Source organism: Streptomyces sioyaensis (assembly GCF_004122735.1).
GTDB classification, from domain to species: Bacteria; Actinomycetota; Actinomycetes; order Streptomycetales; family Streptomycetaceae; genus Streptomyces; species Streptomyces sioyaensis.
Genome location: NZ_SDIF01000021.1, coordinates 33,608 through 57,575 on the forward strand (window position 1 = coordinate 33,608; position 23,968 = coordinate 57,575).

General features: G+C 70.0%; 18 protein-coding genes and 3 pseudogenes. 13 read left to right on the forward strand and 8 right to left on the reverse strand.

The features are described 5' to 3' along the window. Nucleotides 1-89: 89 nt before the first annotated feature. Nucleotides 90-698, reverse strand: a complete 609-nt coding sequence (locus EST54_RS10380; RefSeq protein WP_129247309.1) for an ester cyclase — start codon at nucleotides 696-698, stop codon at nucleotides 90-92. 224 nt (nucleotides 699-922) lie between these two features. Here EST54_RS10380 and EST54_RS10385 point away from each other — a divergent pair, with 224 nt between their 5' ends. Next, the gene (locus EST54_RS10385) at nucleotides 923-1,498 is read left to right on the forward strand and encodes a CGNR zinc finger domain-containing protein (RefSeq protein ID WP_129247310.1); all 576 of its coding nucleotides are present in this window, start codon (nucleotides 923-925) and stop codon (nucleotides 1,496-1,498) included. Here EST54_RS10385 and EST54_RS10390 read toward each other — a convergent pair. From EST54_RS10390 to EST54_RS10410, 6 genes and pseudogenes are all read right to left on the reverse strand, one after another. Further along, complete coding sequence (locus EST54_RS10390; protein ID WP_129247311.1) at nucleotides 1,487-2,299, reverse strand: alpha/beta hydrolase family protein; 813 nt, start codon at nucleotides 2,297-2,299, stop codon at nucleotides 1,487-1,489. The two genes, EST54_RS10385 and EST54_RS10390, sit on opposite strands and share 12 nt — an antisense overlap. 123 nt (nucleotides 2,300-2,422) lie before the next feature. Continuing rightward, nucleotides 2,423-3,967, reverse strand: coding sequence for an FMN-binding glutamate synthase family protein (locus EST54_RS10395; RefSeq protein ID WP_129247312.1), 1,545 nt, complete (start codon nucleotides 3,965-3,967; stop codon nucleotides 2,423-2,425). A 252-nt stretch (nucleotides 3,968-4,219) separates the two neighbouring features. Beyond that, nucleotides 4,220-4,405: pseudogene (locus EST54_RS34835) on the reverse strand (transposase family protein); the annotation flags it as partial. Between the two features lie 105 nt (nucleotides 4,406-4,510). Continuing rightward, nucleotides 4,511-4,711, reverse strand: coding sequence for a ferredoxin (locus tag EST54_RS10400; protein WP_129247313.1), 201 nt, complete (start codon nucleotides 4,709-4,711; stop codon nucleotides 4,511-4,513). 46 nt (nucleotides 4,712-4,757) lie between these two features. Then, nucleotides 4,758-5,654, reverse strand: a pseudogene (locus tag EST54_RS10405) (cytochrome P450); the annotation flags it as partial. Between the two features lie 154 nt (nucleotides 5,655-5,808). Next, a pseudogene (locus EST54_RS10410) lies at nucleotides 5,809-6,285 on the reverse strand (serine/threonine-protein kinase); the annotation flags it as partial. A 2,109-nt stretch (nucleotides 6,286-8,394) separates the two neighbouring features. On the opposite strand from EST54_RS10410, the gene EST54_RS10425 reads away from it, so the two are divergent. The 7 genes from EST54_RS10425 (at nucleotide 8,395) to EST54_RS10455 (ending at nucleotide 18,018) form a co-directional block, all read left to right on the forward strand. Next, nucleotides 8,395-9,051, forward strand: a complete 657-nt coding sequence (locus EST54_RS10425) for a YeeE/YedE family protein (protein WP_129247316.1) — start codon at nucleotides 8,395-8,397, stop codon at nucleotides 9,049-9,051. Further along, entirely contained in the window at nucleotides 9,051-9,467 is a 417-nt protein-coding gene (locus tag EST54_RS10430; RefSeq protein WP_129247317.1) for a YeeE/YedE thiosulfate transporter family protein, read from the forward strand. Before EST54_RS10425 ends, EST54_RS10430 begins: the two co-directional genes overlap by 1 nt. A 1,314-nt stretch (nucleotides 9,468-10,781) precedes the next feature. Continuing rightward, nucleotides 10,782-12,065, forward strand: coding sequence for a bifunctional 3-oxoadipate enol-lactonase/4-carboxymuconolactone decarboxylase PcaDC (pcaDC, locus tag EST54_RS10435; RefSeq protein ID WP_129247318.1), 1,284 nt, complete (start codon nucleotides 10,782-10,784; stop codon nucleotides 12,063-12,065). A gap of 92 nt (nucleotides 12,066-12,157) precedes the next feature. Beyond that, nucleotides 12,158-12,799 carry an MBL fold metallo-hydrolase gene (locus tag EST54_RS10440; protein WP_129247319.1) on the forward strand — a complete coding sequence of 214 codons (642 nt, stop codon included), beginning with the start codon at nucleotides 12,158-12,160 and terminating at the stop codon, nucleotides 12,797-12,799. A 38-nt stretch (nucleotides 12,800-12,837) separates the two neighbouring features. Further along, nucleotides 12,838-13,617 carry an exodeoxyribonuclease III gene (locus EST54_RS10445; protein ID WP_129247320.1) on the forward strand — a complete coding sequence of 260 codons (780 nt, stop codon included), beginning with the start codon at nucleotides 12,838-12,840 and terminating at the stop codon, nucleotides 13,615-13,617. Between the two features lie 197 nt (nucleotides 13,618-13,814). After that, nucleotides 13,815-16,652, forward strand: a complete 2,838-nt coding sequence (locus tag EST54_RS10450) for a SpoIIE family protein phosphatase/ATP-binding protein (protein ID WP_244942486.1) — start codon at nucleotides 13,815-13,817, stop codon at nucleotides 16,650-16,652. 223 nt (nucleotides 16,653-16,875) lie between these two features. Then, nucleotides 16,876-18,018 (forward strand): ABC transporter substrate-binding protein, encoded by a 1,143-nt coding sequence (locus EST54_RS10455; protein ID WP_372448157.1) that lies wholly within the window; start codon nucleotides 16,876-16,878, stop codon nucleotides 18,016-18,018. 4 nt (nucleotides 18,019-18,022) lie between these two features. Here EST54_RS10455 and EST54_RS10460 read toward each other — a convergent pair whose 3' ends face one another. Continuing rightward, entirely contained in the window at nucleotides 18,023-19,831 is a 1,809-nt protein-coding gene (locus EST54_RS10460; RefSeq protein ID WP_129247321.1) for an SGNH/GDSL hydrolase family protein, read from the reverse strand. A 214-nt stretch (nucleotides 19,832-20,045) separates the two neighbouring features. On the opposite strand from EST54_RS10460, the gene EST54_RS10465 reads away from it, so the two are divergent. The 5 genes from EST54_RS10465 to EST54_RS10485 all read left to right on the forward strand — a co-directional run bounded on the left by EST54_RS10465 (nucleotide 20,046) and on the right by EST54_RS10485 (nucleotide 23,910). Beyond that, complete coding sequence (locus tag EST54_RS10465) at nucleotides 20,046-20,486, forward strand: DUF6278 family protein (RefSeq protein WP_129247322.1); 441 nt, start codon at nucleotides 20,046-20,048, stop codon at nucleotides 20,484-20,486. Between the two features lie 208 nt (nucleotides 20,487-20,694). Continuing rightward, nucleotides 20,695-21,438: an amino acid ABC transporter ATP-binding protein gene (locus EST54_RS10470; protein WP_129247323.1), complete on the forward strand. Its 744-nt coding sequence runs from the start codon at nucleotides 20,695-20,697 to the stop codon at nucleotides 21,436-21,438. A 14-nt stretch (nucleotides 21,439-21,452) separates the two neighbouring features. Then, nucleotides 21,453-22,382 (forward strand): glutamate ABC transporter substrate-binding protein, encoded by a 930-nt coding sequence (locus EST54_RS10475; protein ID WP_129247324.1) that lies wholly within the window; start codon nucleotides 21,453-21,455, stop codon nucleotides 22,380-22,382. 20 nt (nucleotides 22,383-22,402) lie between these two features. After that, nucleotides 22,403-23,047: an amino acid ABC transporter permease gene (locus EST54_RS10480; protein ID WP_129247325.1), complete on the forward strand. Its 645-nt coding sequence runs from the start codon at nucleotides 22,403-22,405 to the stop codon at nucleotides 23,045-23,047. Beyond that, the gene (locus EST54_RS10485) at nucleotides 23,044-23,910 is read left to right on the forward strand and encodes an amino acid ABC transporter permease (protein ID WP_129247326.1); all 867 of its coding nucleotides are present in this window, start codon (nucleotides 23,044-23,046) and stop codon (nucleotides 23,908-23,910) included. The genes EST54_RS10480 and EST54_RS10485 overlap by 4 nt, the downstream gene beginning before the upstream one ends. The last annotated feature ends 58 nt before the right edge of the window (nucleotides 23,911-23,968 follow it).

A 23,968-nucleotide genomic window follows, 5' to 3' on the forward strand; every position in this document is an offset into this window, starting at 1 on the left:
ACAAGCAGAGCGGGGGCCACAACCCCCTTGGCGCCGCCCTCCAGATCTGCGTGGCCCGGCGGTTCCCGCACCGCCGGGCCACGCACGGGTCAGGCGAGACCGATCTGCTGGTAGAAGGTCCGGTTGTCCCAGAAGAGAAACTCCTCCTCCATCACTCCGAGCTTGTTCCAGATGCCGACCGTGGCCATGTTGATGGCGAACTTCTTGCCCGTCGGCTGGATGAAGCCGCCGTTGCCGTCCGGCATGGGGCGGGTGAAGGTGCCCTGCATGACGCCGGTCACCGAGGTCAGGTTGTCCTTGGCGATGCGGATCGGGTGCTCGGTGATGCGCGTGTCCGGCGCCCAGACGAACTGGCTCTTCATGTCGGCGATGTGCCGGTCGATGCCGTCCGTGTAGTGACCGTCGGGCCAGTGGACGCGGATGTTCTGGGCGTGGCTCTCACTGAGCCGGTCCCACTGCTGACCGGAGTAGACGACGAAGTCCAGCTCGTCGAAGACCTTGAGGTGCTTGCGCTCCGTATCGGTCAGGTGAGCCGGCCAAAGCGACTCGGCCTGCGGGGTGGAGGCCGGGTCGCCGAGCAGTTCCCGGCTGCCTGTGGCTGCGGTTGCCAGGTCGGTTCCGCTGGATATCGCGGTGATGGCGAGGGCGCCCAGGGCGGCGGCGCCTCCGCTTCGGAGGACGTTGCGGCGGTCGATCATGTCGATTCCTTGTCTACAAGATCACGCTGGGGGAAGGGGGCGTGCTATTGAAGTTTCAAGCACATCGATCGTGGAGAGTGTAGTTGAGGATTCAAGTAGATGGAATCCTCAGGATGGTGTCGAGGTGTGCGATCACGTCGTCGCGGTCACTTCGCGCAGGTGGTCGTAGTGGCTGGATCATTCGCCCAAGCCCGAGTCACGCTGCAACCCGCTAAGGTGGTTCCATGCGTGCTGGGTTCCCTGACTTCCGCCTCGGTAAGGTGCTGGCGACCAGCTTCACGGGGACTCTGTCGGAGCGTCATGGCGAGGCTGTGGAGCGCATTCCCACGCCGCAGCGACTCATCGACTGGCTGGCAGTGAACGGCCTCGCCGTGGACTCCTGCACCACTGCCCAGCTCGACCTCGCTCGGGAACTGAGGGAGTCGATTCACGCCGCCGCGACAGCGGCCGCGATCCAGGGCGCTCTCCCCGCATCTGCTGTCCACGTCATCAATGACCGCAGCGCTCAGGGTCGGGCCGCGGCGATCCTGACATCCGAGGGTCAGCGGCGATGGCGGCTCAGCTCGGCTTCCTGCGTGGAAGATGCCCTCAGTGTGATCGCCGCCGACGCGATCAGCCTCATCGCGGGCGAACGAGACGGAAAATTGGCCTTGTGCGCGTCACCGACCTGCCAAGCCGCCTTCTTCGACACCAGCCAAAGCCGCACCCGCAAATGGTGTGACATGAACACGTGCGGGAATCGTCAGAAGAAGGCGCGCTTCCATGCCAACCAGCGCAAAAACCCCAGATCAGCGGAGTGATCGGTACCTCTTCACCACCTGAGATGTGTCTCCTGCGGGCCGTGGTCCGTGGATGTACTGGTCGGCCCAGGCGCTGATGATGTGGGCGGCTCGCTGTGCTTGTCCTCGGGCGGTCAGGAGATGGTCTGCCCCTTCGAGTGAGACGAAGCTTCGCGGGTGCCGTGCCTCGCGGAAGATCTCTCCGGCGTTGTCGATGTCGACGGTGTTGTCGGTCGGCGAATGCAGGACGAGTAGTGGTAGGTCCAACTCGCCGATCCGGTCCCGCAGGTGAGCACGGCGGACGTCTTCGACGAAGGCGCGCTTGAGGACCAGGGTCCGCCCGCCGACGAACCACTCGTGCGACCCTTCGCTGAGCACGCGATCCACGACCGCGTCGTACTGTCGCTCGACGTGGCTGGGATCGACCGGTGCCCCGATCGTGGCGACCGCGCGGACGCCGGTGGCCTCGGCCGCCGCGGCGAGGACGGCGGCGCCTCCCCATGAGTGCCCCACCAGCAGGTCTGCCGGAGTCCCACGCTCCGCCATCATGGCTGCGGCACGGATCGTGTCCTGGACCTTGACGGTGAAGGAACCGTCCCCCCAGTCGCCGTCGGAGTCCCCGATCCCGAGGTTGTCGAAGCGCAGCATGCCGATCCCCTCGCGTGCCAGCTGCTTGCTGACACGCGACGCGGCCGGCGAGCCCTTGCCGAGCGTGAATCCGTGCACGAAAATCCCCCAGCCGCGGATCTCGCCGTCCGGCAGGTCGATCGCTCCGGCCAATTCGGGGCCGACGACGCTCGGGAATCTCACTTTTTCGCTCATGTTGTGATCACCTAGGCAGGGGCTGTTCGTGGAGCAGGGAAGACAAGGGTGCCACCGGCCGGCGCCACGCGCGCGCTCCGGGCAGGGGAGCGGCGAGCGCGGTGCCTGCCGTGATCGGCGCCGTCAGGCGGGCGGCTTCCGGTCGGAGGACTGCTCGGTGGTGAGCAGTGCGGTGATCTCCTCGGCGAGGTGCGGGCCGAGCTCGCCCCAGCCGTCCTTGTAGCCGTAGACGCCGGCCAGGGTGCGGGCCTCGTAGTCGCCGTTCATGATCTCGATGTCGGTGGCCGTGATGAGCGCCGGGTGGGCGACACCGACGGCCGCCGAGACCTTCAGCAGCTCCTTGCGGAGGGTCCGCAGGTAGACGGCGGCCCGGGTGGCCTTCGAGGTCGGGTCGAGGCCGCGGGCCAGCCACGGGCTCTGGGTGGCGATGCCGGTGGGGCACTTGTCGGTGTGGCACTTCTGCGCCTGGATGCAGCCGATCGACAGCATCGCCTCACGGGCCACGTTGATCATGTCGGCACCCAGAGCGAAGGCGACCGCGGCGTTCTCGGGCAGGCCGAGCTTGCCGGAGGCGATGAACGTCAGGTCGTCGGTCAGCCCCCGCTCGGCGAAGGCGCCGTAGACCCGGGAGAAGCCCATCCGGAAGGGCAGCGACACCGAGTCGGAGAAGGTGAGCGGCGCCGCCCCGGTGCCGCCCTCGCCGCCGTCGATGGTCACGAAGTCGACACCACGGTCACCACGCGCCATCAGCGTGGCCAGCTCCTGCCAGAACTCCATCTCGCCCACCGCGCTCTTGATCCCGACCGGCAGGCCGGTCTCGGTGGCGAGCAGTTCGACGAAGTCGAGCATCGAGTCGACGTCGCCGAACGCGGTGTGCCGCGACGGGGAAGCGCAGTCCTCGCCGAGCGGGATGCCGCGGATCCCGGCGATCTCCGGTGTCACCTTCGCGCCCGGCAGCATTCCGCCCAGCCCGGGCTTGGCACCCTGGGAGAGCTTGATCTCTATCGCCTTGACCGGGGCGCCGGCGACCACGTCCTTGAGCTTGTCGATGTTGAAGCTGCCGTCCTCGTTGCGGCAGCCGAAGTAGGACGTACCGATTTGCAGGACGAGGTCGCCGCCGTTGCGGTGGTACGGCGAGAGACCGCCCTCGCCCGTGTTGTGCAGGGTGCCCGCCAGCGCCGCCCCCTTGTTGAGCGCCGTGACTGCCGCGCCGGAGAGCGAGCCGAAGCTCATCGCCGAGATGTTCACCACGCTCGCCGGCCGGAACGCCTTGGCGCGCCCGCGCGGCCCGCCCAGCACCTTGGCTGACGGCAGTGGGGCCTGCGGGTCGTGCAGGTCGGGCAACGTGCCGGCGAACGTGCGCTGCTTCAGGTAGGCGTGCCCCTGCGTGTGCTCGACGTCGTTGTCGGTTCCGAACCCGAAGTAGTTGTTCTCCCCCTTCGCCGACGCGTAGATCCAGGTGCGCTGGTCACGACTGAACGGGCGCTCCTCGTCGTTGGAGGTCACTATGTACTGCCGCAGCTCCGGCCCGATCGTCTCCAACAGGTACCGGGCGTGCCCGAGCACAGGGAAGTTCCGGAGCAGTGCGTGCTTCTTCTGGACAAGGTCACGAGCGGCCACCAGCGCCAATGCTGTTGCGGTGGCCGTGGCGATGCTCCGGGCGCGCATGAACGTTCCTCTCCTCGATGCTCGACTCCATCGCCATGCGGCGGAGTCGTCGTGCCGGGCGTTGGGCGGCGGGCACGACCCAGCGGGCGTCAGCGTTCGTCGGAGAACGCCAAGTGATACTAGGGGTTCGCCCGGAGCGAGGGTCGCGGGTGGGGTGGTCTTCCCAGTGGCGGGTGGTCCAGGCGCGTCGGAACAGGCCATGCACGGTGACGCCCGTGTGACACGGCGTAACGTCGGTACTCCTCGACAACCCGGCGATGGCGTCCCAGCCGGGCGGAGGTCTCCGTGTGCTTCAAGCAGTTTCCTGATCTTCAGCAGGGTGCGGTACATGGTTGTGCGACTGCTGCCGAAGAGTACGGCGAGGAGTTCCGCAGCCAGGGCGACCCGTAGGTGGAGCACGGTGGCCAGGACCTGGTCGGGGAAGACGAGCCGGGGCGGCGGCCACGTCAGGCCCGCTTCCGGGGCGCGACCTCCGAGGAGCCCCGGTGCCCGCGGAGCCGGTGCGGCTCCGCGGGCCGCCCCACCGCTGCCGGGCGGAGAGGTTCAGGGGGTGTGGCGCACCTGGATGGCGGCGGCCGGGCAGACGGCGGCCGCTTCACGGGTGAGGGCGTGCTGGTCGTGCGGGGGCTCCGGCTCCAGGACGACGACGATTCCGTCCTCGTCGCGTTGGTCGAAGACCTCGGGGGCGATCAGGACGCACTGTCCGGCGCCGCAGCACTTCTCCTCGTCGACGGTGATCTTCATGTGGGGGTCTCCTTCTGTCGGGGGTCGTACGTGTGCTCTCCTGCCGTCACCAGCGGACGGGGACCTCGCTAAGGCCGCCGACCAGCAGTCCTTCGAGGCGTTCGAGGTCGGTGGCGGGGATGTCCAGTTCGAGGGAGGGGAGCCTGCGCAGCAGAACTTCGAGGGCGACCTGGAGTTCGGTGCGGGCCAGGGCCTGGCCCAGGCAGGAGTGGGGTCCCGCGCCGAAGGCCAGGTGAGGGTTGGGAGTGCGGGTCACGTCCATCTCGGCGGCGTTCTCGAAGGCGGTCTCGTCCCGGTTCGCCGCGGCCAGGGCGCACACCACCGTGGTGCCGTTGGGGAGGACCTCGCCCCCGATCTCGACGTCCTCGGTGAGGTAACGCCTCAGGCCGAACCCACCGTTGGCGTCGAAGCGCAGCGCCTCCTCGACGGTGCTGCGTACCAACGAGGGGTTCTCCAACAGCCGTTCCCACCGGGTGCGGTCGGCCAGCAGCATGGCGACCATCTTGCCGATCATGTTGGCCGTCGTCTCGTGCCCGGCCACCAGCAGACCTATGCCGGTGCCCAGCAGCTCCGCGTCCGTCAGCGCCTCACCTTCGCCGCTGCTCTCCTCGATCAGGGTGCTGAGCAGGTCGTCGGTGGGCTCGGCGCGTTTGGCGGCGATGTGGCCGGACATGTAGGCCACGAGTTCGCCGACCGCCGTCTGCCGTTCCTGTGCGGAGTACCGGGTGAGGCTGAGGTAGTTGTCGGACCAGTAGGAGAAGCGGTCCCGGTCCTCGGCGGGCACGCCGAGCATGTCGCAGATCACGTAGACCGGCAGCGGGAAGGCGAAGTGCGCCTTGAGGTCGCCGGAGTTGCCGCGCCCGGTCATCTCGTCGAGGAGCTGGTCCGCGATCGCGGCCATCGGGGGCCGCAGGGCGGCCATGCGCTTGGCGGTGAACCACCTTGCCGGGGCGGGTCACCACGCCGCGCCCGCCGGGTCCACGGAGCCCCGCCTTGGCGTGGTCGAGGTCGGGAACTGGCTCTGACCGCAGTTCCGTGAAGCTCATGGTTGGGTGAGGATCCGGGTCCGAAGGAGCGTGAAGGACGCGCGGCCATACGGCACCGGGGTCGTCGAGGAAGCGGGCGATGCCGAAGTCGCCGATCTTCAGGGTGTCGTCGGCGCCCAGCAGGAGGTTGGCCGGCTTGATGTCCCGGTGCACGATGCCCTGCCGATGCGCGGCGGCCAGCCCAACGGCAGCCTGTGCGGCGATACGGGCCACGTGCTCGGCGGGCAGCGGTCCGTAGACGGTGAGCAGGTCGGCGAGGCTGTCCCCGTCGACGAGCTCCATCACCAGGAACAGACGGTCTTCGTGCTCGCCGAAGTCGAGAACGCCGACCACGTGCGGGTGGCTGAGGCGACCGGCGGTCTGTGCCTCCAGCCGGAAGCGGGAGGTCGCGGTGGGGTCGGAGTCGTGGGGGAGCATGAGTTTCACGGCAACCGGTCTGCCGAGCATCTCGTCGAAGCCCCGCCAGACCTCCCCCATCGCGCCCCGCCCGAGGGCGTCTCCCAGCCGGTATCGGCCCGCTATCAGCACTTGTTCTTCATCCTCATGCCCAATGACGTCCTGATCGCTGCAAGCCATGGCTCGCCGTGGGGCGCGGATCAAGGTGCGGGGGGCCGCAGCGGCCCCAGCTTACCGGCCCTGCAACCTTGTCCTTCCGGGCGGCGCAGAGCCCGGCTGCTACGGGCAGCCCCGCCAGAGGGCGGGATGCGTGCACGGTTCTCGGCTGAGTCGTGACGGTTTCAAGTTGCTCCATTCACAAGAGCGCTGGATTCGTGGCCATCTCCAGCCATCAGTGACATTTCAGGGACATGGCGCGCAGGAAGGAGTGACCCGATCACGAGGGTCGAGGTGCTCACCCTCATGGAGAGGTGCGCGGGCGCCGATTGCAGGAGCGGGCTGGTTCCCCCCGTGCCGGCCCGCTCCCGCGCACATACGCCAGCCCGGGCGTCCCACGTGGCAGTGGCACCCGGGCTGCCGTCAGTAGCGAATCCTCAGAGGCCGTCGGATGGCACCGGCGGCCAGGATATTCGCCCTCTCGCACGCGTCCACGACGGTCTGCCCGGCATTCACGTCGGCGACGCGCGACTGGCAGTTTTCCATCCGGAGCATCATCTCTACATCCGGAGCATCATCGCACTCCGCCATTCTTCGGTGCAGCGGGTCCGCGGAAAGTGGATGAGGATGAGGTCATCAGAAGAAGCGGATGCTGTCACGCAGAGCGCCTATGACGTTCGCCGCGAGAGGCGAGTGCCGGTGCTGGCTCCGTGCTCGGCGTCACTTGGCACCCCGGAGTTCTGAAATCGAGGTTCTCATGGCCCAACAATCCACGCCTTGGGCTCAAGGGACCGAAAGCAAGCACACTCGGGTGATTACCTCAGGCCGGGCTTTTCACCCAATCGATGAGCCGAGCCCACCAGACGCCCCTCGACCGGCCCGGTGGACTCCCCGGGGCACCAGGAGCGCGTGTGCGTCGCGACGACCCGCCTTGTCGGGCTGGCGCCGATCCCGTTCGAGTCGCCGCTTTTACTGGGCGCGCACGCTTGCGTTCCGCAGGCTCACACATGCACCGCTGAGTGTTGGGTACGCCCATGAGTACTTGGTCCACATGCCTTCCGCAACCCTCAAAGGTCAACTTCCGGCACGACGGACAGATAGCACGTTGGCACACGATTGCCTCCCTTGGTTCTTCGCTTGAGATCCACGATGTTCACGCCATCAACACAAGGAACTCCAGAATTTACAACTCCTTCAGAAAAGGCTTCCTTGTGCCGGCGTGGGCCGCCCTCATGAAGCCGAATCACGATCCAAGTTACCTCGTCGGCGGTCATAAAAATCCGGACATGAGAGGCAGGCGCCGCATATCCGTCGCGGAGAGTATCTCACTAAGTGGTGCCAAGTGACCTGTTTGAAAAAATTCCCAGAGTTGCTCGGGACACCGAAACAATGGTTGCATCTCGCCCGGTCGAGAAAGGGAGGCACAGCGCCTTATGTCATTGCCCGTCACCGCACTGCTTTTGAGACCTTCGACCGGGCACAGCAAGGGCAGAAATCGAGAACGGCAACCACTCTCCCCGAAGGAGTGGTGCGCCGGCCAGAAGGGAGCAACGTGAGTTGCTCGCATGCCACAGGATGCCCCCTTTTCCCTCTGCTCAGGGCGAGCCTGCAAGGGTGGCGCGAGTACTACTGCGACAGCGCAGATCGATGGCTCGGCTGTGCCCGCTACCAGATGTCACTCACCGGCGAGCGCGTGCCGATCAGCCTGCTGCCCAACGGGGCCAGCGCGCGACACCTCGAAGCCCCGGCCGAGGCGGGCCGATCCAGCGCCACCAGCGCGGCGGCCGCCCCTCGACAGTCCCCGCCGCCACGCCCCACTCCGGGGTCACCGGAGCCCGCGCCCTGGCCCCATCCAGCACCGACCCAGCCGCATGAGCAGTCACAGTCGGGGCCTGGAACCGCGACACCGGAAGCCATGGCTCAGTTCGGAGCCACACCTCCACCAGCAGATGTCTGGCATGACCGGCCGTCACCGCCCCCACAGGCCGACCGATCTTCAGAAAGCCTCGCTCGACAATCGCGGCACGCGCCCGCCCCGAAGCGCGGCTGGTGGGCTCGTTTTGCCGATTGGATGAGAGGACCCGCATGAGTACCTACTGGCCCTGGTGGGCGGGCGCTATCGGGCTCGCTCTGGTCACCATCAACCACACCCTCATCACTGATCGGTCTCTCGGGGTGTCGGCCGCGTGGGATCGCGTGCTGCACTGGCGTCGCGAACGCGAGCTCGAACGGATGGACGAGGAGTTCGCCGACGATCAAGCGCTGGTCGAGGCGCTTGCCGCAGCCACAGCGGAGCACTTCGGCACCGGCACCGGCGCGTCCACCGTGCCGCAGGAACCGTACGAGAAGTCGCAGCCGCTCGAAGCCAACGCCGAATCGGCAGCGAGTGAGCGCCCGGCAGCCACGAGCCTGCGCCCGGCTCCGCTGGTCACTCAGGCTGCCCTGCTGATATCGATCTTCCTCGGTGGGTTCATCGCCGCGGTCGCCTCCGGGCGGTTCCACCTCCGCTACGACATGGGCCCCGGTTTTCGGCACCTGGTCACCGCCGATTCGACCCCCATGGTCGCCATGCTGTTCGTGGGAGGTGTTCTGGTCGGCTTCGGCACTCGGCTGGCCGGTGGGTGCAGCTCCGGCCACGGACTCAGCGGCTGCGGCCGGCTGCGGCCGGTCAGCCTCGTCGCGACCGCCGTGTTCTTCGGCACCGCCGTCGCGGTGTCGTTCCTGCTGTGGAAGGTGATCTGATGCGTACTCGGGGCGCGATTCTGCTGGCCAACATCATCACCGGACTAGCTCTCGGTTACACCGTCACCAACATCGGTTTCGGCGACTTCGCTGAGCTGAACCGCATGTTCACCTTCCAAGACCTGCGCATGTTCCTCTCCTTCACGGGTGCTGTGGCGATCCTCGTGTGCGCGTTCGCTCTGCTGCGGGTCCGCCGCACCCCGGGACGCATCCACGCCGGCGTGATCCCCGGCGCGGTGTTGTTCGGTACGGGCTGGGCGATCTCCGGCGGGTGCCCGGCAATTCCGATCATCCAGGTCGCCAGCGGATACCTACCTGCCCTGATCACCATCGTCGGCGTCATCGTCGGTATCCGGTTGTGCCGCTGGGCCAACGCCCGGTACTTCCACCTCGACCGCGGCTCCTGCGGGCTGTAACCCAGCACCCCCCACCGCCACGAGCCATGCAGCTTGGGTCTCTCACTTTGACGATCCCCCGACGGCCTCCGGCAGCCCGTGCACATTTGACAACGTGATCAAGCCCAACTGGAAGCGCAGCACGTACAGAGCAAGTACGCGACGCACATACGGCTCTCCCTCGTGCCCGTGCTCGACACCAAGCGACTGGAGATCCTCAGCCCGCGCCACGTTCCGTTGTTCCTCGCCGACGTGGCCCGCAAGTCCTCCGCGGCGACGGCCAAGATGCTCACCGCGGCCGGCGTAACTCCGCGCACGCTGATAGCGCTGTGTGGGGTCAGCCCGATCGAGGGTTCCTCGGACAGTCGGCAGTACCGTCGCCGGGGCAGCGTGAGACGAGAAGCCCCGCCGGAATGCTCCGGCGGAGCTTCTACGCGCGGCGGGCAGGCCATCGCAGACCAGGGCGATCTTTCTGGGGTCTTCGCTTCGAGACCGAAAGGCAGGCAGCGGCGCCGCGTCCCTCGACCTTCGGAAGAATGGGTCCCACAGTCAGCACGCTAAGGGTGCCCCGGCCCGCAGGCGCGGCGTGCTGTCGAACGGGTGAACGGGCGGACCCTCCCTATGGTGGCAGCCTGGGGGAAGGGACGAGGCACGACATCACCGAGGCCTACCTGGCGGCAGGACGAGTGTGTATGAGGCGGCCCGACGCGGACACGAACGGCAGGAACTTGCGGCTCGTCCTGGTCGCAGGCCCGGGCCTGCCCTCCGAGATCGCCCGGCGTCGGCACCCGTCCGGAAGACGGCGACCGGGACGTCGGCGTCTTCCTCGCCGACCTGCCGAGCCGGGCGGAGCGCAATCCGGTCAGCACCGAGGTCGACCCTGAGCACAGGGTCGCACTGATCTCACTGCCCGCCCTCGGCTCCCGGAGTCTGCGGCGCCGGGGGCGGCTGCGCGAGCGCGGGTGTCCCGCCCTGCACCCAAAGACGGCTCCAGCGCTGCGAGTTCCCTATGCGCTTCCGTGCGCCCCCGCGCTGCGGCTGCATCTGTGAGATTTCAGAGCGTGCAGGGCGTGAGTGAGCTGTCCGCGCCCACCCCCGCAACGCCGCTTCTCCGGGCCGGAAGACCCCGGCCCTGATCACGAGCAAGGCACCGCACCCGTACCAGCGGATCATGGCGAGCTACGACGAACGTGGTCGCGCGATCGTCCACGTAGTCTCCACAATGAGTCCCTGACCTGCGCGTACCCCGCTTCGGGCGCGGTCGGCGGTCATGCTTCGACGGCTCTTTCTGACCCGGGTGTAAGGATCGTGTCAAAGAGTCGGTAGCTTGGCCGGGTGAGTGAGAAGACCCTGCAGCACCGGATCGATGGTCCCGACGACGCCCCCGTCCTGGTACTGGGCGCCGCGCTCGGCACCACCTGGCACATGTGGGACCGGCAAATCCCCGAGCTGACCCGCCACTGGCGCGTCATCCGTTTCGACCTGCCCGGACACGGCGGCTCGCCCGCCCACGCGGCGTCCTCCATCGCCGAACTGGCCGACCGGCTGATGGCCACCCTCGATGCCCTGGGCGTGGACCGCTTCGGCTACGCCGGCTGCAACATCGGCGGCGCCCTCGGCACCCAGCTGGCGCTCACCCGGCCGCACCAGGTCACCTCGCTGGCGCTGGTCTCCACGTCACCGCGCTACGGCACCGCCGACGCCTGGCGGCAGCGCGGCGTGGTCATCCGCACCAACGGACTCGAACCGATCGCCCGCACCGCGCCCGAGCACTGGTTCACCCAGGGCTTCGCCGGCGCCCAGCCCGCCATCGTCGAATGGGCCGTCCAGATGGTGCGGACCACCGACCCCGGCTGCTACATCGCCGCCTGCGAGGCGCTGGCGTCCTTCGACGTACGGTCCTCCCTCGGCCGGATCGGGGTCCCCACCCTCGTCGTCGTCGGCTCCGAGGACCAGGTCACGCCCACCACCGACGCCCGTACCCTCGTCGCCGGCATACCGGACGCGAGCCTGGCGCTGGTGCCCGGCACCTCTCACCTCGCACCCGTCGAGCAGCCCTCGGCCGTCACCGAACTCCTCATCCGGCACTTCTCCAGTGCCTGGCACGACAAGCCGGGCCCCGGTGGTCAGGCCGCGATCGGCGCCGCCGCGCCCAAGCCGCAGATCGCGCCCCCGCCGCCCCCGCAGGCGCCGCCCGCCGCCATAGAGTCCGGCTTCGCCGGGCCCGTGCAGGACCGCGGCGCCACCTACGAAGCGGGCATCAAGGTCCGCCGTGAGGTGCTCGGTGACGCCCATGTCGACCGGGTCGAGGCCGCCGCCGACGACTTCACGGGCGAGTTCCACGACTTCCTCACCCGCTACGCCTGGGGCGAGACCTGGACCCGGCCGGGACTGGACCGCCGCACCCGCAGCATCATCACGCTCACCGCGCTGGTCGCCCGCGGCCACCAGGACGAACTGGCGCTGCACACCCGCGCGGCCCTGCGCAACGGCCTGACCCCGACGGAGATCAAGGAAGTGCTGCTGCACACCGCCGTCTACTGCGGCGTCCCGGCGGCCAACTCCGCCTTCGCGGTCGCCCAGCGGGTGATCCGGGAGGAGACGACACCGGAGGCCTGAGCCGGGCGGCGGCCGCGGCCCCGCCGGCGGGACGCCGTACCGGCCCGCCCGGTGCGTGCCACCGGCCCGTGCCCCACGGCAAGATGGCAGGTATGGAACTCACGAAGAAGACCCATGCCTGTGTCCGGCTGGAGAAGGACGGGCGGACGCTGGTCATCGACCCGGGGGTGTTCAGCGAGGAGGACGCGGCCGTCGGCGCGGACGCGATCCTGATCACCCATGAGCACATGGACCACTTCCACGAGGGCCGGCTGCGGGCGGGCATGGAGGCGAATCCGGGCGCCGAGATCTGGACCCTGGCCAGCGTCGCCGAGCAGCTCTCGGCCGCGTTCCCCGGCCGGGTGCACACGGTCGGCGAGGGCGACACCTTCACCGCGGCCGGCTTCGACGTGGAGGTGCACGGTCAGCTGCACGCCGTCATCCATCCCGACATCCCGCGCGTCACCAATGTCGGCTTCCTCCTCGACGGCGGCGCGGTCTTCCACCCCGGTGACGCCCTGACCGTCCCGGAGGGCCGCTCCGTCGACACCCTGCTGCTGCCCGTGCACGCCCCCTGGAACAAGGTCGCCGAGGTCATCGACTACGTCCGTGCGGTCGCGCCGCGGCGGGCCATCGACATCCACGACAGCCTGCTGCAGGACCACGCCCGCCCGATCTACGACTCCATGATCGACAAGCTGGGCGGCACCGATCACGGCCGGCTCACCCCCGGCAGCGGCACCGCACTCGGCTGACGGCCGGGCTGTCGGTCCCCCGCTGTAGGTTTACAGACATGCGCATCGCGACCTGGAACGTCAATTCGATCACCGCCCGCCTGCCGAGGCTGCTGGCCTGGCTGGAGAGCAGCGGCACGGACGTGCTGTGCCTCCAGGAGACCAAGTGCACCGCCGAGCAGTTCCCGAGCGAGCCGCTGCGCGAGCTCGGCTACGAGGCCGCGGTCAACGCCGACGGCCGGTGGAACGGCGTGGCCGTGCTGTCCAAGGTAGGGCTGGCGGACGTCGTCATGGGGCTGCCCGGCGGCCCGGAGTACGACGGCGTGCAGGAGCCGCGGGCCGTCTCGGCGACCTGCGGCCCGGCCCGGGTGTGGTCGGTGTACGTCCCCAACGGCCGCGAGGTCGAGCATGCGCACTACACCTACAAGCTCGGCTGGTTCGAGGCGCTGAAGTCGGCGGTCGCGGAGGACGCGGCGGGCTCCCGCCCGTTCGCGGTCCTCGGCGACTACAACGTCGCACCGACGGACGAGGACGTCTGGGACCCGGCCGTCTTCGTCGGTGCCACCCATGTCACCCCCGCGGAGCGGGCCGCGCTGGCCGCCCTGCGCGAGGCGGGTCTGTCGGACGTGGTGCCGCGCCCCCTCAAGTACGACCGGCCGTACACCTATTGGGACTACCGCCAGCTCGCCTTCCCCAAGAACCGCGGCATGCGCATCGACCTGGTCTACGGCAACGAGCCGTTCGCCAAGGCCGTCTCGGACGCCTATGTGGACCGCGAGGAGCGCAAGGGCAAGGGCGCCTCGGACCATGCACCGGTCGTGGTGGATCTCGACGTGTAGGACCGGTCCGATGGGTCAGGGGCGGCCAGGCCCCGGGCCGCCGCTTCGCTCGCTGCCGGGCGGACGCTCGGTGGCGTGTCGGGAGGCCGGGCGCGCGCCGTGCAGGCGCCCGGCTCCGGTGCTCGCCCCGCCGCCCTTGGGGCAGCTGCCGTAGCACGCCTTGCCAGTGCCCAGGCAAAGCAGGATAAATGTGAATCATGAGCGGACACTCGGGTCGTTTGCGGCGCTGGCTGAGCCGCGTACCCGGGCGTTCCGCTTTTCCGGGCGCGGCCCGTGCCGGGAGTGACGCCGGCGACCGGCAGGACGAACGGGCCGCGGGGGCCGGAGGCCCGCCGCACGTACGGTCCTCCTGGAGCACGCACAGCGTCGCCCGGGAGATCTTCCTCCTCCAGCTGGTGCTCGTCGTGCTGCTCGTCGCGGCGGCCGTGGTGGCCATCGTCATCCAGAGCCGGCGGGACACCATGACCGACGCCCGGCACCGGACACTCGCCGCCGCCGAGTCCTTCGCGCACTCCTGGGGGCTCCAGGAGGCACTGAACAGCCCCGATCCGACCGCGAAACTTCAGCCGCTCGCCGAGGAGGCCCGGAAGGCCTCCGGCGTCGACGCCCTCATCGTGTACAAGCTCGACGGGATCACCCTCACCCACAGTGACCCGCGGCAGATCGGCAAGCACGTCATCGGCCCGTATGCCGACGCCGCCCGGGGCAAGCCCTTCACCAGGACCTTCCATGGCGCCCTGGGCCTCTCCGTCATCTCCGCGGCTCCCGTCAAGGACCCCTCGGGCAAGGTCATCGCCATCGTCTCCGCACCGGTCACGGTGGAAGAGGTACAGAAGTCGGTCAACCGGCAGCTGCCCATCTTCCTGGCCACCGCGGTCGGGGCGCTGGCACTCGCCGGGGGTGGCGCGGGGCTGGTGAGCCGTCGGCTGCGCCGGCAGACCCACGGTCTGGGACCGGCCGAGATGACCCGGATGTACGAGCATCACGATGCGGTCCTGCACGCGGTGCGGGAAGGCGTCCTCATCGTCGGCCGCGGCGGACGGCTGCTGCTGGCCAACGACGAGGCACGGCGGCTGCTGGACCTGCCCGCGGACGCGGAGGGACGCCACGTCGGCGACCTGGGGCTGGACCATCGCACCGCCGAACTCATGGCCTCGGACCGGAGCGCCACCGACGAGGTGCACCTGGTCCACGACAGGCTGCTGGCCCTCAACAAGCGGTCCACCATCCCCTACGGACCCCACCACGGAAGCGTGGTGACCCTGCGCGACACCACCGAACTGAGGTGGCTGTCAGGGCGTGCCGAAGTGGCACGCGAGCGGTTGAGGCTCCTCTACGACGCCGGGGTACGGATCGGCTCCACGCTGAACGTCGAGCGCACCGCCGAGGAACTGGCGCAGGTGGCGGTCCCCCGGTTCGCCGACATCGTCACCGTCGAGCTGCTGGACCCGGTCCTGAAGGGCGAGGAGCCGGCCGCGTCGGCCACCGAGCTGCGCCGGACGGCCATCGCCGGCCTGGCCGCGGACCATCCGCTCCACCCCGTCGGCGAGCTGATCCGGTTCGCCCCGGGCACCCCGATGGCGACGCGGGTGGACCAGGGCCGCTCCGCGGTGGAGCCGGACCTGGCCGGCTCTGCCGGGTGGCGGTCCCAGGACCCGGAACGCGTCCGGCGCATCCTGGACCACGGGGTGCATTCCCTGGCGGTCGTGCCGCTGCGCGCCCGGGGGGTGGTGCTGGGGCTGGTGGACTTCTGGCGGTCGGGTAGCTCCCCGCCGTTCGACGACGAGGACCTGTCCTTCGCCGAGGAACTGGCGGGGCGGGCCGCGGTGGGGATCGACAACGCCCGGCGCTACACCCGCGAGCGCGCGATGGCGATGACGCTCCAGCGCAGCCTGATGCCCCGCGGCCTGCCCGGCCAGGACGCCCTGGAGGTGGCGCACCGCTATCTCCCCGCCAAGGCGGGCGTGGGCGGGGACTGGTTCGACGTCATCCCGCTGCCCGGCGCCCGGGTGGCGCTGGTCGTCGGCGACGTGGTCGGGCACGGCCTGCACGCGGCGGCCACCATGGGCCGGCTGCGCATCGCCGTACACAACTTCTCGGCCCTGGACCTCGCCCCCGACGAACTGCTGGGCCACCTCGACGAGCTGGTGACCCACATGGACGTCCAGGACGCGGGCACCGAGGAGGGCTCGGCGATCACCGGCGCCACCTGTCTGTACGTCGTGTACGACTCCGTCTCCGGGCGGGTCACGGCGGCCACGGCCGGCCATCTGCCGCCGGCCGTGGCCCACCCCGACGGGCGGGTGGAGTTCCTGTACTCGCCGGTCTCCCCGCCGCTGGGGCTGGGCGCCGGCCTGCCGTTCGAGACCGCTGAGCGGTTGCTGCCGGAGGGCTCCCGGCTGGTGCTCTACACCGACGGACTGGTCGAGAGCCGCAGCCGCGACCTGGACGCGGGGCTGGACGCACTGCGCGCGGCCCTCGCCGGACCGGACCGTACGCCGGAGGACACCTGCACCACGGTCATGAAGACGCTGCTGCCCGCCAGGTCCGCCGACGACGTCGCGCTGCTGGTGGCCCGGACCCGGCGGCTGGACCCGGCGCAGGTCGCCGAGTGGGACGTGCCCCGCGACCCGGCGGCGGTGAGTCCGGTCCGCAACGCCTGCGTCCGCCAGTTGGCGGACTGGGGTCTGCAGCACATCGCCTACGGCACCGAGCTGATCCTCAGCGAACTGATCACCAACGCCATTCGCTACGGCGCCGAGCCCATCCACGTGCGGCTCCTGCACACCCGCACCCTGATCTGTGAGGTCTCCGACGGCAGCAGCACCTCCCCGCACATCCGCCAGGCGAAGGCCACCGACGAGGACGGCCGCGGTCTCTTCCTCGTCGCGCGGTTCGCCGAACACTGGGGCACCCGCTATTCCCCCAGAGGCAAGACGATCTGGGCCACTCAGGCGATCGGCCCCGATGCCCAGCCCTCGGAGGAGGAGCTGCTGGAGCACTTCCTCCACCACGGGGAGCCCGGTGGGGAGTGAGGACGCCGGGGCACGGCTCCCACACCCGGGGACGGGCGGGTTGCCCGCGGACGGGCGAGGCGCCTACTCGCCGCCTGACCTGGCCCGGGCACCGTCCTGACGGAGGCCCGCGAGGGGGCGAAGTAGGCTGTTTCGGGTCATTCCTGCATGTCATGGCTTGCCCCGGTCCGTCTCCGTCGCCCGCCCGGCGGACCGCCCCCCACCTGCCCCTGCTGGAGGCGTCGTGACGGCACATCATCGGGTCCGCGCAGGCGCTCTCCTGTGCTGTCTCGGTCTTGCGGCGTTCGGTCTCGGTGCCTGCCAGGAAGAGGGACCCACCCGGACGGTCGAGCCCTCCCGGGCCGATTCCGCCGCGGCGGCGGGCGGGATGGCGGCACTGGTCAAGGCGGCGAAGAAGGAGGGCAGGCTCAACACCATCGCGCTGCCGCGCCAGTGGGCCAGCTACGGCGCGCTGATCGACGGCTTCGAGAAGAAGTACGGCATCAAGGTCGTCATCGACAATCCGTACGGCCACAGCCAGCAGGAGATCGACGCGGTGAAGCGCTACCGCGGCCAGGAGCGCGCCCCCGACGTCCTCGACGTCGGGGACTCCTTCGCCCAGTCCGCGGCGCGGCAGAAACTGCTGGCCCCCTACCGGGTCGCGCCGTTCGACCAGATCCCACCGGAGCAGAAGGACGCCTCGGCCCGCTGGTACAACAACTACGGCGGCTACGTCTCCATCGGCTGCGACGCCACCCGCGTGCGGACCTGCCCCGAGTCCTTCGCCGATCTGCTCCAGCCGAGGTACAAGGGCATGGTCGCGATCCACGGCGACCCCACGATCGCGGGATCGGCCTTCGCCGCCGTGTACGCGGCGGCGCTCGCCAACGGGGGGTCGTTCGACGACATCCAGCCGGGCATCGACTTCTTCGCCCGGCTCGACAAGGTCGGCAACTACAACCGGGCCGAGCCCAATCCGGCCGCGATCGCCAAGGGCAGGACACCGATCAGCATCGAGTGGGACTACCTGAACCTGGAGCACGTCGACCAGCTCCGCCGGACGGGTGTGAGCTGGAAGGTGTCCATTCCCTTCGACGGCAGCTTCTCGCAGTACTACGCACAGGCGATCAACAAGGGCGCCCCCCACCCGGCCGCGGCGCGCCTGTGGGAGGAGTACCTCTTCAGCCCGGAAGGCCAGAACCTCCGCCTCGTGGCCTACGCCCGCCCGGTGCTGATGGACGTCATGGCGAAGAACGGCACCCTCGACAAGGCCCTGGCCGCACGGCTGCCGACGGTCGAGGGCACACCGCAGTTCCCGACCGAGGCCCAGCTGAACAAGGCGCTGCACACCATGGACGAGAACTGGGCCAAGGCCGTCGGCGGCTGATCCGTCATCGCCCGCCCGGCCCCGGGGCCAGCGCCCGGAGGTCCACCGAGTCGCCGAGCGCCTGGAGTCCGGCGTCGCCGGGGTGGAGGTGGTCCCCGCTGTCGTAGGCGGGCAGCAGCCGCCGTGGCTGTTGCGGATCGCGGACGACGGCGTCGAAGTCCAGCGTCGCGTCGAAGGCGCCGCCGTTGTCGCGTACGAAGGCATTGACGGCCTGGCGGCGGGCCTCGACGGCCGGGGTGCAGTCGCCGTATCCCGCACAGGGCGCGACGGTGGCCACGACCACCCGCAGACCCCGCTCGTGCGCCCGCCTGGCCAGCGCCCGCAGGGCGGCGACGATGTCCTCCGCGGGGGTTCCCGCGCGCATGTCGTTGATGCCCTCGAACACCACCACCGTCCGCGCCGCGGGCTGTGCCAGCACGTCCCGCTCCAGCCGGTGCCCGGCGCTGACTCCGCCGGTGTCGCTGCTCACCCCGTCGCCCTGATAGCGGTCGGTGACCAGGCGGTTCGCCGAAATGCCGTGGTTGAGCACGCCGTAGCGGGGCAGCGCGTGCTGGGCCCACAGGCGACGGGCCAGCACATCGGGCCAGCGCCGGTTGGCTCCGCTGGTCGACTTCACCCCGTCGGTGATCGAGTCGCCCAGTGCCACGACCGAGCCGGGGCCGTCCCCGACGTCGACGCCGGTCAGGAACGGCCAGCTCGTCATCGTCTCCGGGAAGGCCGTGCCCCCGGCGTCCGCGGTGCGGTCCCCGCTGCCCGCCGCGCTCAGATACGACAGCTGGGATGCCTCCTGGTGCACCGGCGCCGCCGTCACCGTCCCCGGCAGATGGAGGCTCACCAGCAGATCGGTGCCGGCCGGGACGGTGAAGTCCACCGGATCGCTGAACGCCTCGGCCCCGGCCGGGAGACGGGTCCCGGTGTGGCCGCCGCCGAAGGTCAGCGGCACCGGAGGGCCGACCGCCGCCGCTCCCGCGCCGCGCACCGCGATACTGGCCGCCGCGATCTCCACCGGCGCGGCGGCGAAGGTGTTGGCGAGCCGTATCCGTGCCCGCGGGCCGCCCGCGCCGCTGTGCACCACCAGCCGGAGCGTACGGTCGGTCCAGGGGCCGACGGCCCGGTAGCCCGCCGTGCTCGCCGCCCAACTCCCGGTCCGGCCGCGCCCGGTGTCCCGCACGGACACCGCGAACACATGCAGCGCACCGGCCGCGGACCGCGTCGGCAGCACCACCGACCGCACCGCCCGCCCGGCCCGCAGCGGGACGGCCACCGCGTACAACCGCGCCGTCTCGGCCGACTGTCCGCCCGTGGCGTGGTTGAGGTGCGGCAGCGCCACCGCCTTGGTGCTCAGCGGCCCCGACCGCCAGTCGGGCGCGGTGAGTTCGTAGCTGCTGCGCGAGCCGTCCCGGTAGCGGACGGTCCCGGTGCCGGTGGCCGCGCCGCCCGTTCCGGAGACCAGGAAGGTGAGCGCCTCGCCCCGGCCGCGCAGCGCGACCTGCTGACCGTGCGCCACGACATTGTCCGGCGCGCCGGCCGCCGTACGCGGCAGGGTCAGCCGGGCGCCGTCGAGCATCAGCGCACTCCCGGGCGTCCAGCCGGCCGCCGCCAGGTCCTGCGCGGACAGCGAGCGGCCCGCGCCGTCGAAGTCGGCCGCGCCCGGTCGGGAGTCGTCACTGACCGCCCGGTTGTCGAAGAGCGCCGACAGGGGCAGCGGGCGCGGGGGAGCGGGCGCGGCACGGGCCGGGCCGGCCGCGGTGGCCGGCAGCGCCGTCGCGGTGAGCAGCAGGGTCAGGGCGGTGGCCGCTCGTCGTACACGCATCGGTCGGTATCCCTCCGGGTGGCGCCAACGGGCAGGTGGGAGCTGCGATCCAGCCGGTCCGGCGCGGGGCAGGGGCTCCCGTGGACTCCAGCGGATCCGATCCGGGCGCACTGAAGTTAGGGACGCGGAGGGGGAGCGTCAAGGTGACGAACGGGCCAGGTCCGCGCCGCGCGCCTGTGGCCCCGGCCACAGGTCGGGTGGGACCCTGCACACCATGAACATGTCTTTCCTGGACAGGTGGCGCAAGCGGCAGCACGCCCACCCGTCCGTACCGCTCGCCGAGTCGGTGCGGGCCGACCCCGAGAGCGTCGTGGAGCTGCTGTCCGAGTGCGAGCTGCTGCGGGCCCAGGCCGCCAGGGAGGGTGTCGAACTGGACGACTCCGTACGGTCGTTGGAGGCGTTGGACCAGCTCCAGCCGGTCTGGCGGGACGATCCGGAGGTGCTGCCCTGGCTCGGCAACGACGCCGGTCTCTACCTCGGCACGGTGCTGGTCCGCACGGTGCGCGGCGCCGTCTGGTACGTCTGGCCGGACGGGCAGCCGGTGGTCCGGCTGGCATCCGGCCGGGAGATCGACGTGGTGGCGGCGGGCCATGACTGGGCCGATTCCGGCGCCCCCGAGCTGTCCCAGCTCTATGCCGAGGTCTCCGAGACCTGACGGCCGCGACAGCCGCCGGCCACAGCCGCGGCGGACGGCCCCGCGGCCGCCCGGAGAGCGGCCCGCACCGAGCCCGCGGGAGTTCCCCCGTCACCCTGAATTATCCGCCCATCTCTGGCCATACGTGCGTGTCAGTGGAGAAGTGCCCCTTTCGCCCCGGTACGTTGCAGGCTCCGCGCTGTACGGATGAGAGTGGGCAGGTCTGCATATGGCCGGTGATGCGCTGATTGAACTGCGCGGGGTCAACAAGCACTACGGAGCACTGCACGTCCTCCAGGACATCGACCTCACCGTCGGCCGCGGGGAGGTGGTCGTGGTCATCGGGCCCTCCGGGGGCGGCAAGTCCACCCTGTGCCGGGCCATCAACCGTCTGGAAACCGTGGAGTCGGGCACCATCACGCTGGACGGCCGGCCGCTGCCCGAAGAGGGCCGGGCGCTGGCCCAGTTGCGTGCCGAGGTCGGCATGGTCTTCCAGTCCTTCAACCTCTTCGCGCACAAGACCGTACTGGCCAATGTGATGCTCGCGCCGATAAAGGTCCGCAAGACGAAGAGGGACGAGGCCGCGCGGCGCGCCCGCGAACTCCTGGACCGGGTCGGGCTCGCCAACCAGGCCGACAAGTATCCGGCGCAGCTCTCGGGCGGCCAGCAGCAGCGCGTCGCCATCGCCCGCGCACTCGCCATGGAACCCAAGGCGCTGCTCTTCGACGAGCCGACCTCCGCCCTCGACCCGGAGATGATCAATGAGGTGCTGGAAGTCATGCGGCAGCTCGCCCGGGACGGGATGACGATGGTCGTGGTCACCCACGAGATGGGCTTCGCCCGCTCCGCCGCCAACCGTGTGGTGTTCATGGCCGACGGCCGCATCGTCGAGGACCGCACCCCCGAGGACTTCTTCACCGCGCCGCGCAGCGAACGGGCCAAGGACTTCCTCTCCAAGATCCTCAAGCACTGAACGGGGGCGCCGCGATGCCGCACCGTCACTCCTCGCCCCTGCGCCGCGCCCTGGCGGCCCTCGTCCTCGCCGTGCTCGCACTGGCCCTCGCCGGCTGCGGCCGGGAGGGCAGCCCGCCGGTCAAGGGCCCCAAGGGCAGCGAACTCCCGCAGTACCCGGTGGCCAAGAACTTCCGGCTGCCCGCCTCCCCGACCTGGGTGAAGGCCAGGCGCCGCGGCCATCTCGTCATCGGCGTCAAGGAGGACCAGCCCTACCTCGGCGAGAAGGACCCGGCCACCGGCCGTTACGCCGGCTTCGACATCGAGATCGCCAGGATGATGTCCGCCGCGCTCGGCTTCCCGCCGCACACCATCGAGTTCAAGACGATCGCCTCCGCCAACCGCGAGACCGCCCTGCAGAACGGCCAGATCGACCTGTACGTCGGCACGTACACCATCAACGACAAACGCAAGAAGCTGGTGGGCTTCGCCGGCCCCTACTACATGGCCGGACAGGCGCTGCTGGTGCGCGCCGACGAGAAGGACATCCACGGCCCCCAGGACCTGGCCGGCAAGCGTGTCTGCTCGGCGGCCGGCTCGACCCCCTACCAGCGCATCCAGACCGAGTACCCCAAGGCGGTCCTGGTCTCCTACGACACCTACTCGGTGTGCGTCGACAACCTGCTCACCTACCAGGTCGCCGCGGTCACCACCGACGACGCGATCCTCCTGGGCTACGCCGCCAAGGTCCCCGACGAACTGAAGGTGGTCGGCAGGCCGTTCTCCAAGGAGCCGTACGGCATCGGCGTCCCCCGCGGCGACAGGGCACTGCGCCTCGCCCTCGACGACGCCCTCGCCGCCAACGAGAAGAACGGCAACTGGAAAAGGGCCTATGAGGCGACCCTCGGCCTGTCCGGAGTGCCCGCCCCCGAGCCGCCCCCGATCGACCGCTACCCGGCGGCCTGAGCCCGCCAAGGAACCGACCGATGAACGTGCTTCTCGACAACCTCTCCCTCTACGGGGAGGGCCTGCTGGGTACCGTCGAACTCACCGTCTACTCCTCGCTGCTGGCGCTCGCCCTCGGCTTCCTCATGGCCGCGTTCCGCGTCGCCCCGGTCGGCTCGCTGCGGGCCATCGGCACGGTGTGGGTGAACGTGCTGCGCAATACGCCGCTGACGCTGCTGTTCTTCGCGGTGGTGCTGGGCCTGCCGCGCTTCGGTCTGGTCCTGCCCTTCAAGCTGTTCGCCGTCCTCGCGCTGGGCTGCTACACCTCGGCCTTCATCTGCGAGGCGGTGCGCTCCGGCATCAACACCGTGCCCACCGGCCAGGGCGAGGCGGCACGCAGCCTGGGGATGTCCTTTCCGCAGACCCTCGGCGACATCGTTCTTCCGCAGGCCTTCCGGTCCGTGATCCCGCCCATCGGCTCCACGCTGATCGCGCTCGCCAAGAACTCCGCGATCGCCGGTGCCTTCAGCGTCGTCGAACTGCTCGGGGTCTACAAACCCCTCAGCGAGATGGGCTACAGCATCATCTGGACCTTCGTCTGGATCGCCGTCGGCTATCTGCTCGTCACCCTCACCATCAGCGCGATCTTCCACGTGCTGGAGAAGCACTACGGAGCGGCCCGATGACCACCGCCCTCTACGACGTCCCGGGCCCACGGGCCCGGCAGCGGCACCGGCTCTACGGCATCGCCTCGACGGTGGTGATCCTCGCGGTGCTCGGCTGGATCCTGTATCTCCTCTTCACCACCGGCCAGTTCACCGCGGCGAAGTGGAGTCCCTTCACCTACAAGGGAATTCAGGAGCTGCTGCTCATCGGCCTCGGCAACACCCTCCGGGCCTTCGGCTTCGCGGCCGTGCTGTCGCTGGCGTTCGGCGCGGTGTTCGCGACCGGCCGGCTCTCCGCGCACCGGGTCGTCCGCTGGGTGAGCACCCTGGTGGTCGAGTTCTTCCGGGCCATGCCCGTACTGGTCATGATCTTCTTCATCTATGTGGCGCTGCGGGCGGAGCCGCTGGTCGCCCTGGTGGCCGGGCTGACCCTCTACAACGGCTCGGTGCTCGCCGAGGTCTTCCGCAGCGGCATCAACTCCGTCGACCCCGGCCAGGGGGAGGCCGCCTATGCGCTGGGCATGCGCAAGACGCAGGTCATGACGCAGGTGCTGGCGCCGCAGGCGGTCCGGGCGATGCTGCCGGCGATCATCAGCCAGCTGGTGGTCGCCCTGAAGGACACCTCGCTCGGCTACCTCATCACCTACGAGGAATTCCTGCACGCCGGCAAGCTCATCGCGTCCAACCTCGACTACGACCTGCCGTTCATCCCCGTCGTCATGATCATCTCGCCGATCTACATCGGGATGTGCATGCTGCTGTCCTGGCTGGCCAACTGGGTGGCCAAGCGCCAGCGCCACAACCCCAAGGTCGAAGCCGTCGAGGTGGCCGCCCCCGAGCCGGGCACCCTGCTGCCGGGAGGCCCCCAGCCGCCGTCGGCCTGAGAGCGCAGCCGCCCACGGCGCGGGGCGGGCGCACATGATCGCCCGCCCCGCGCCGTAC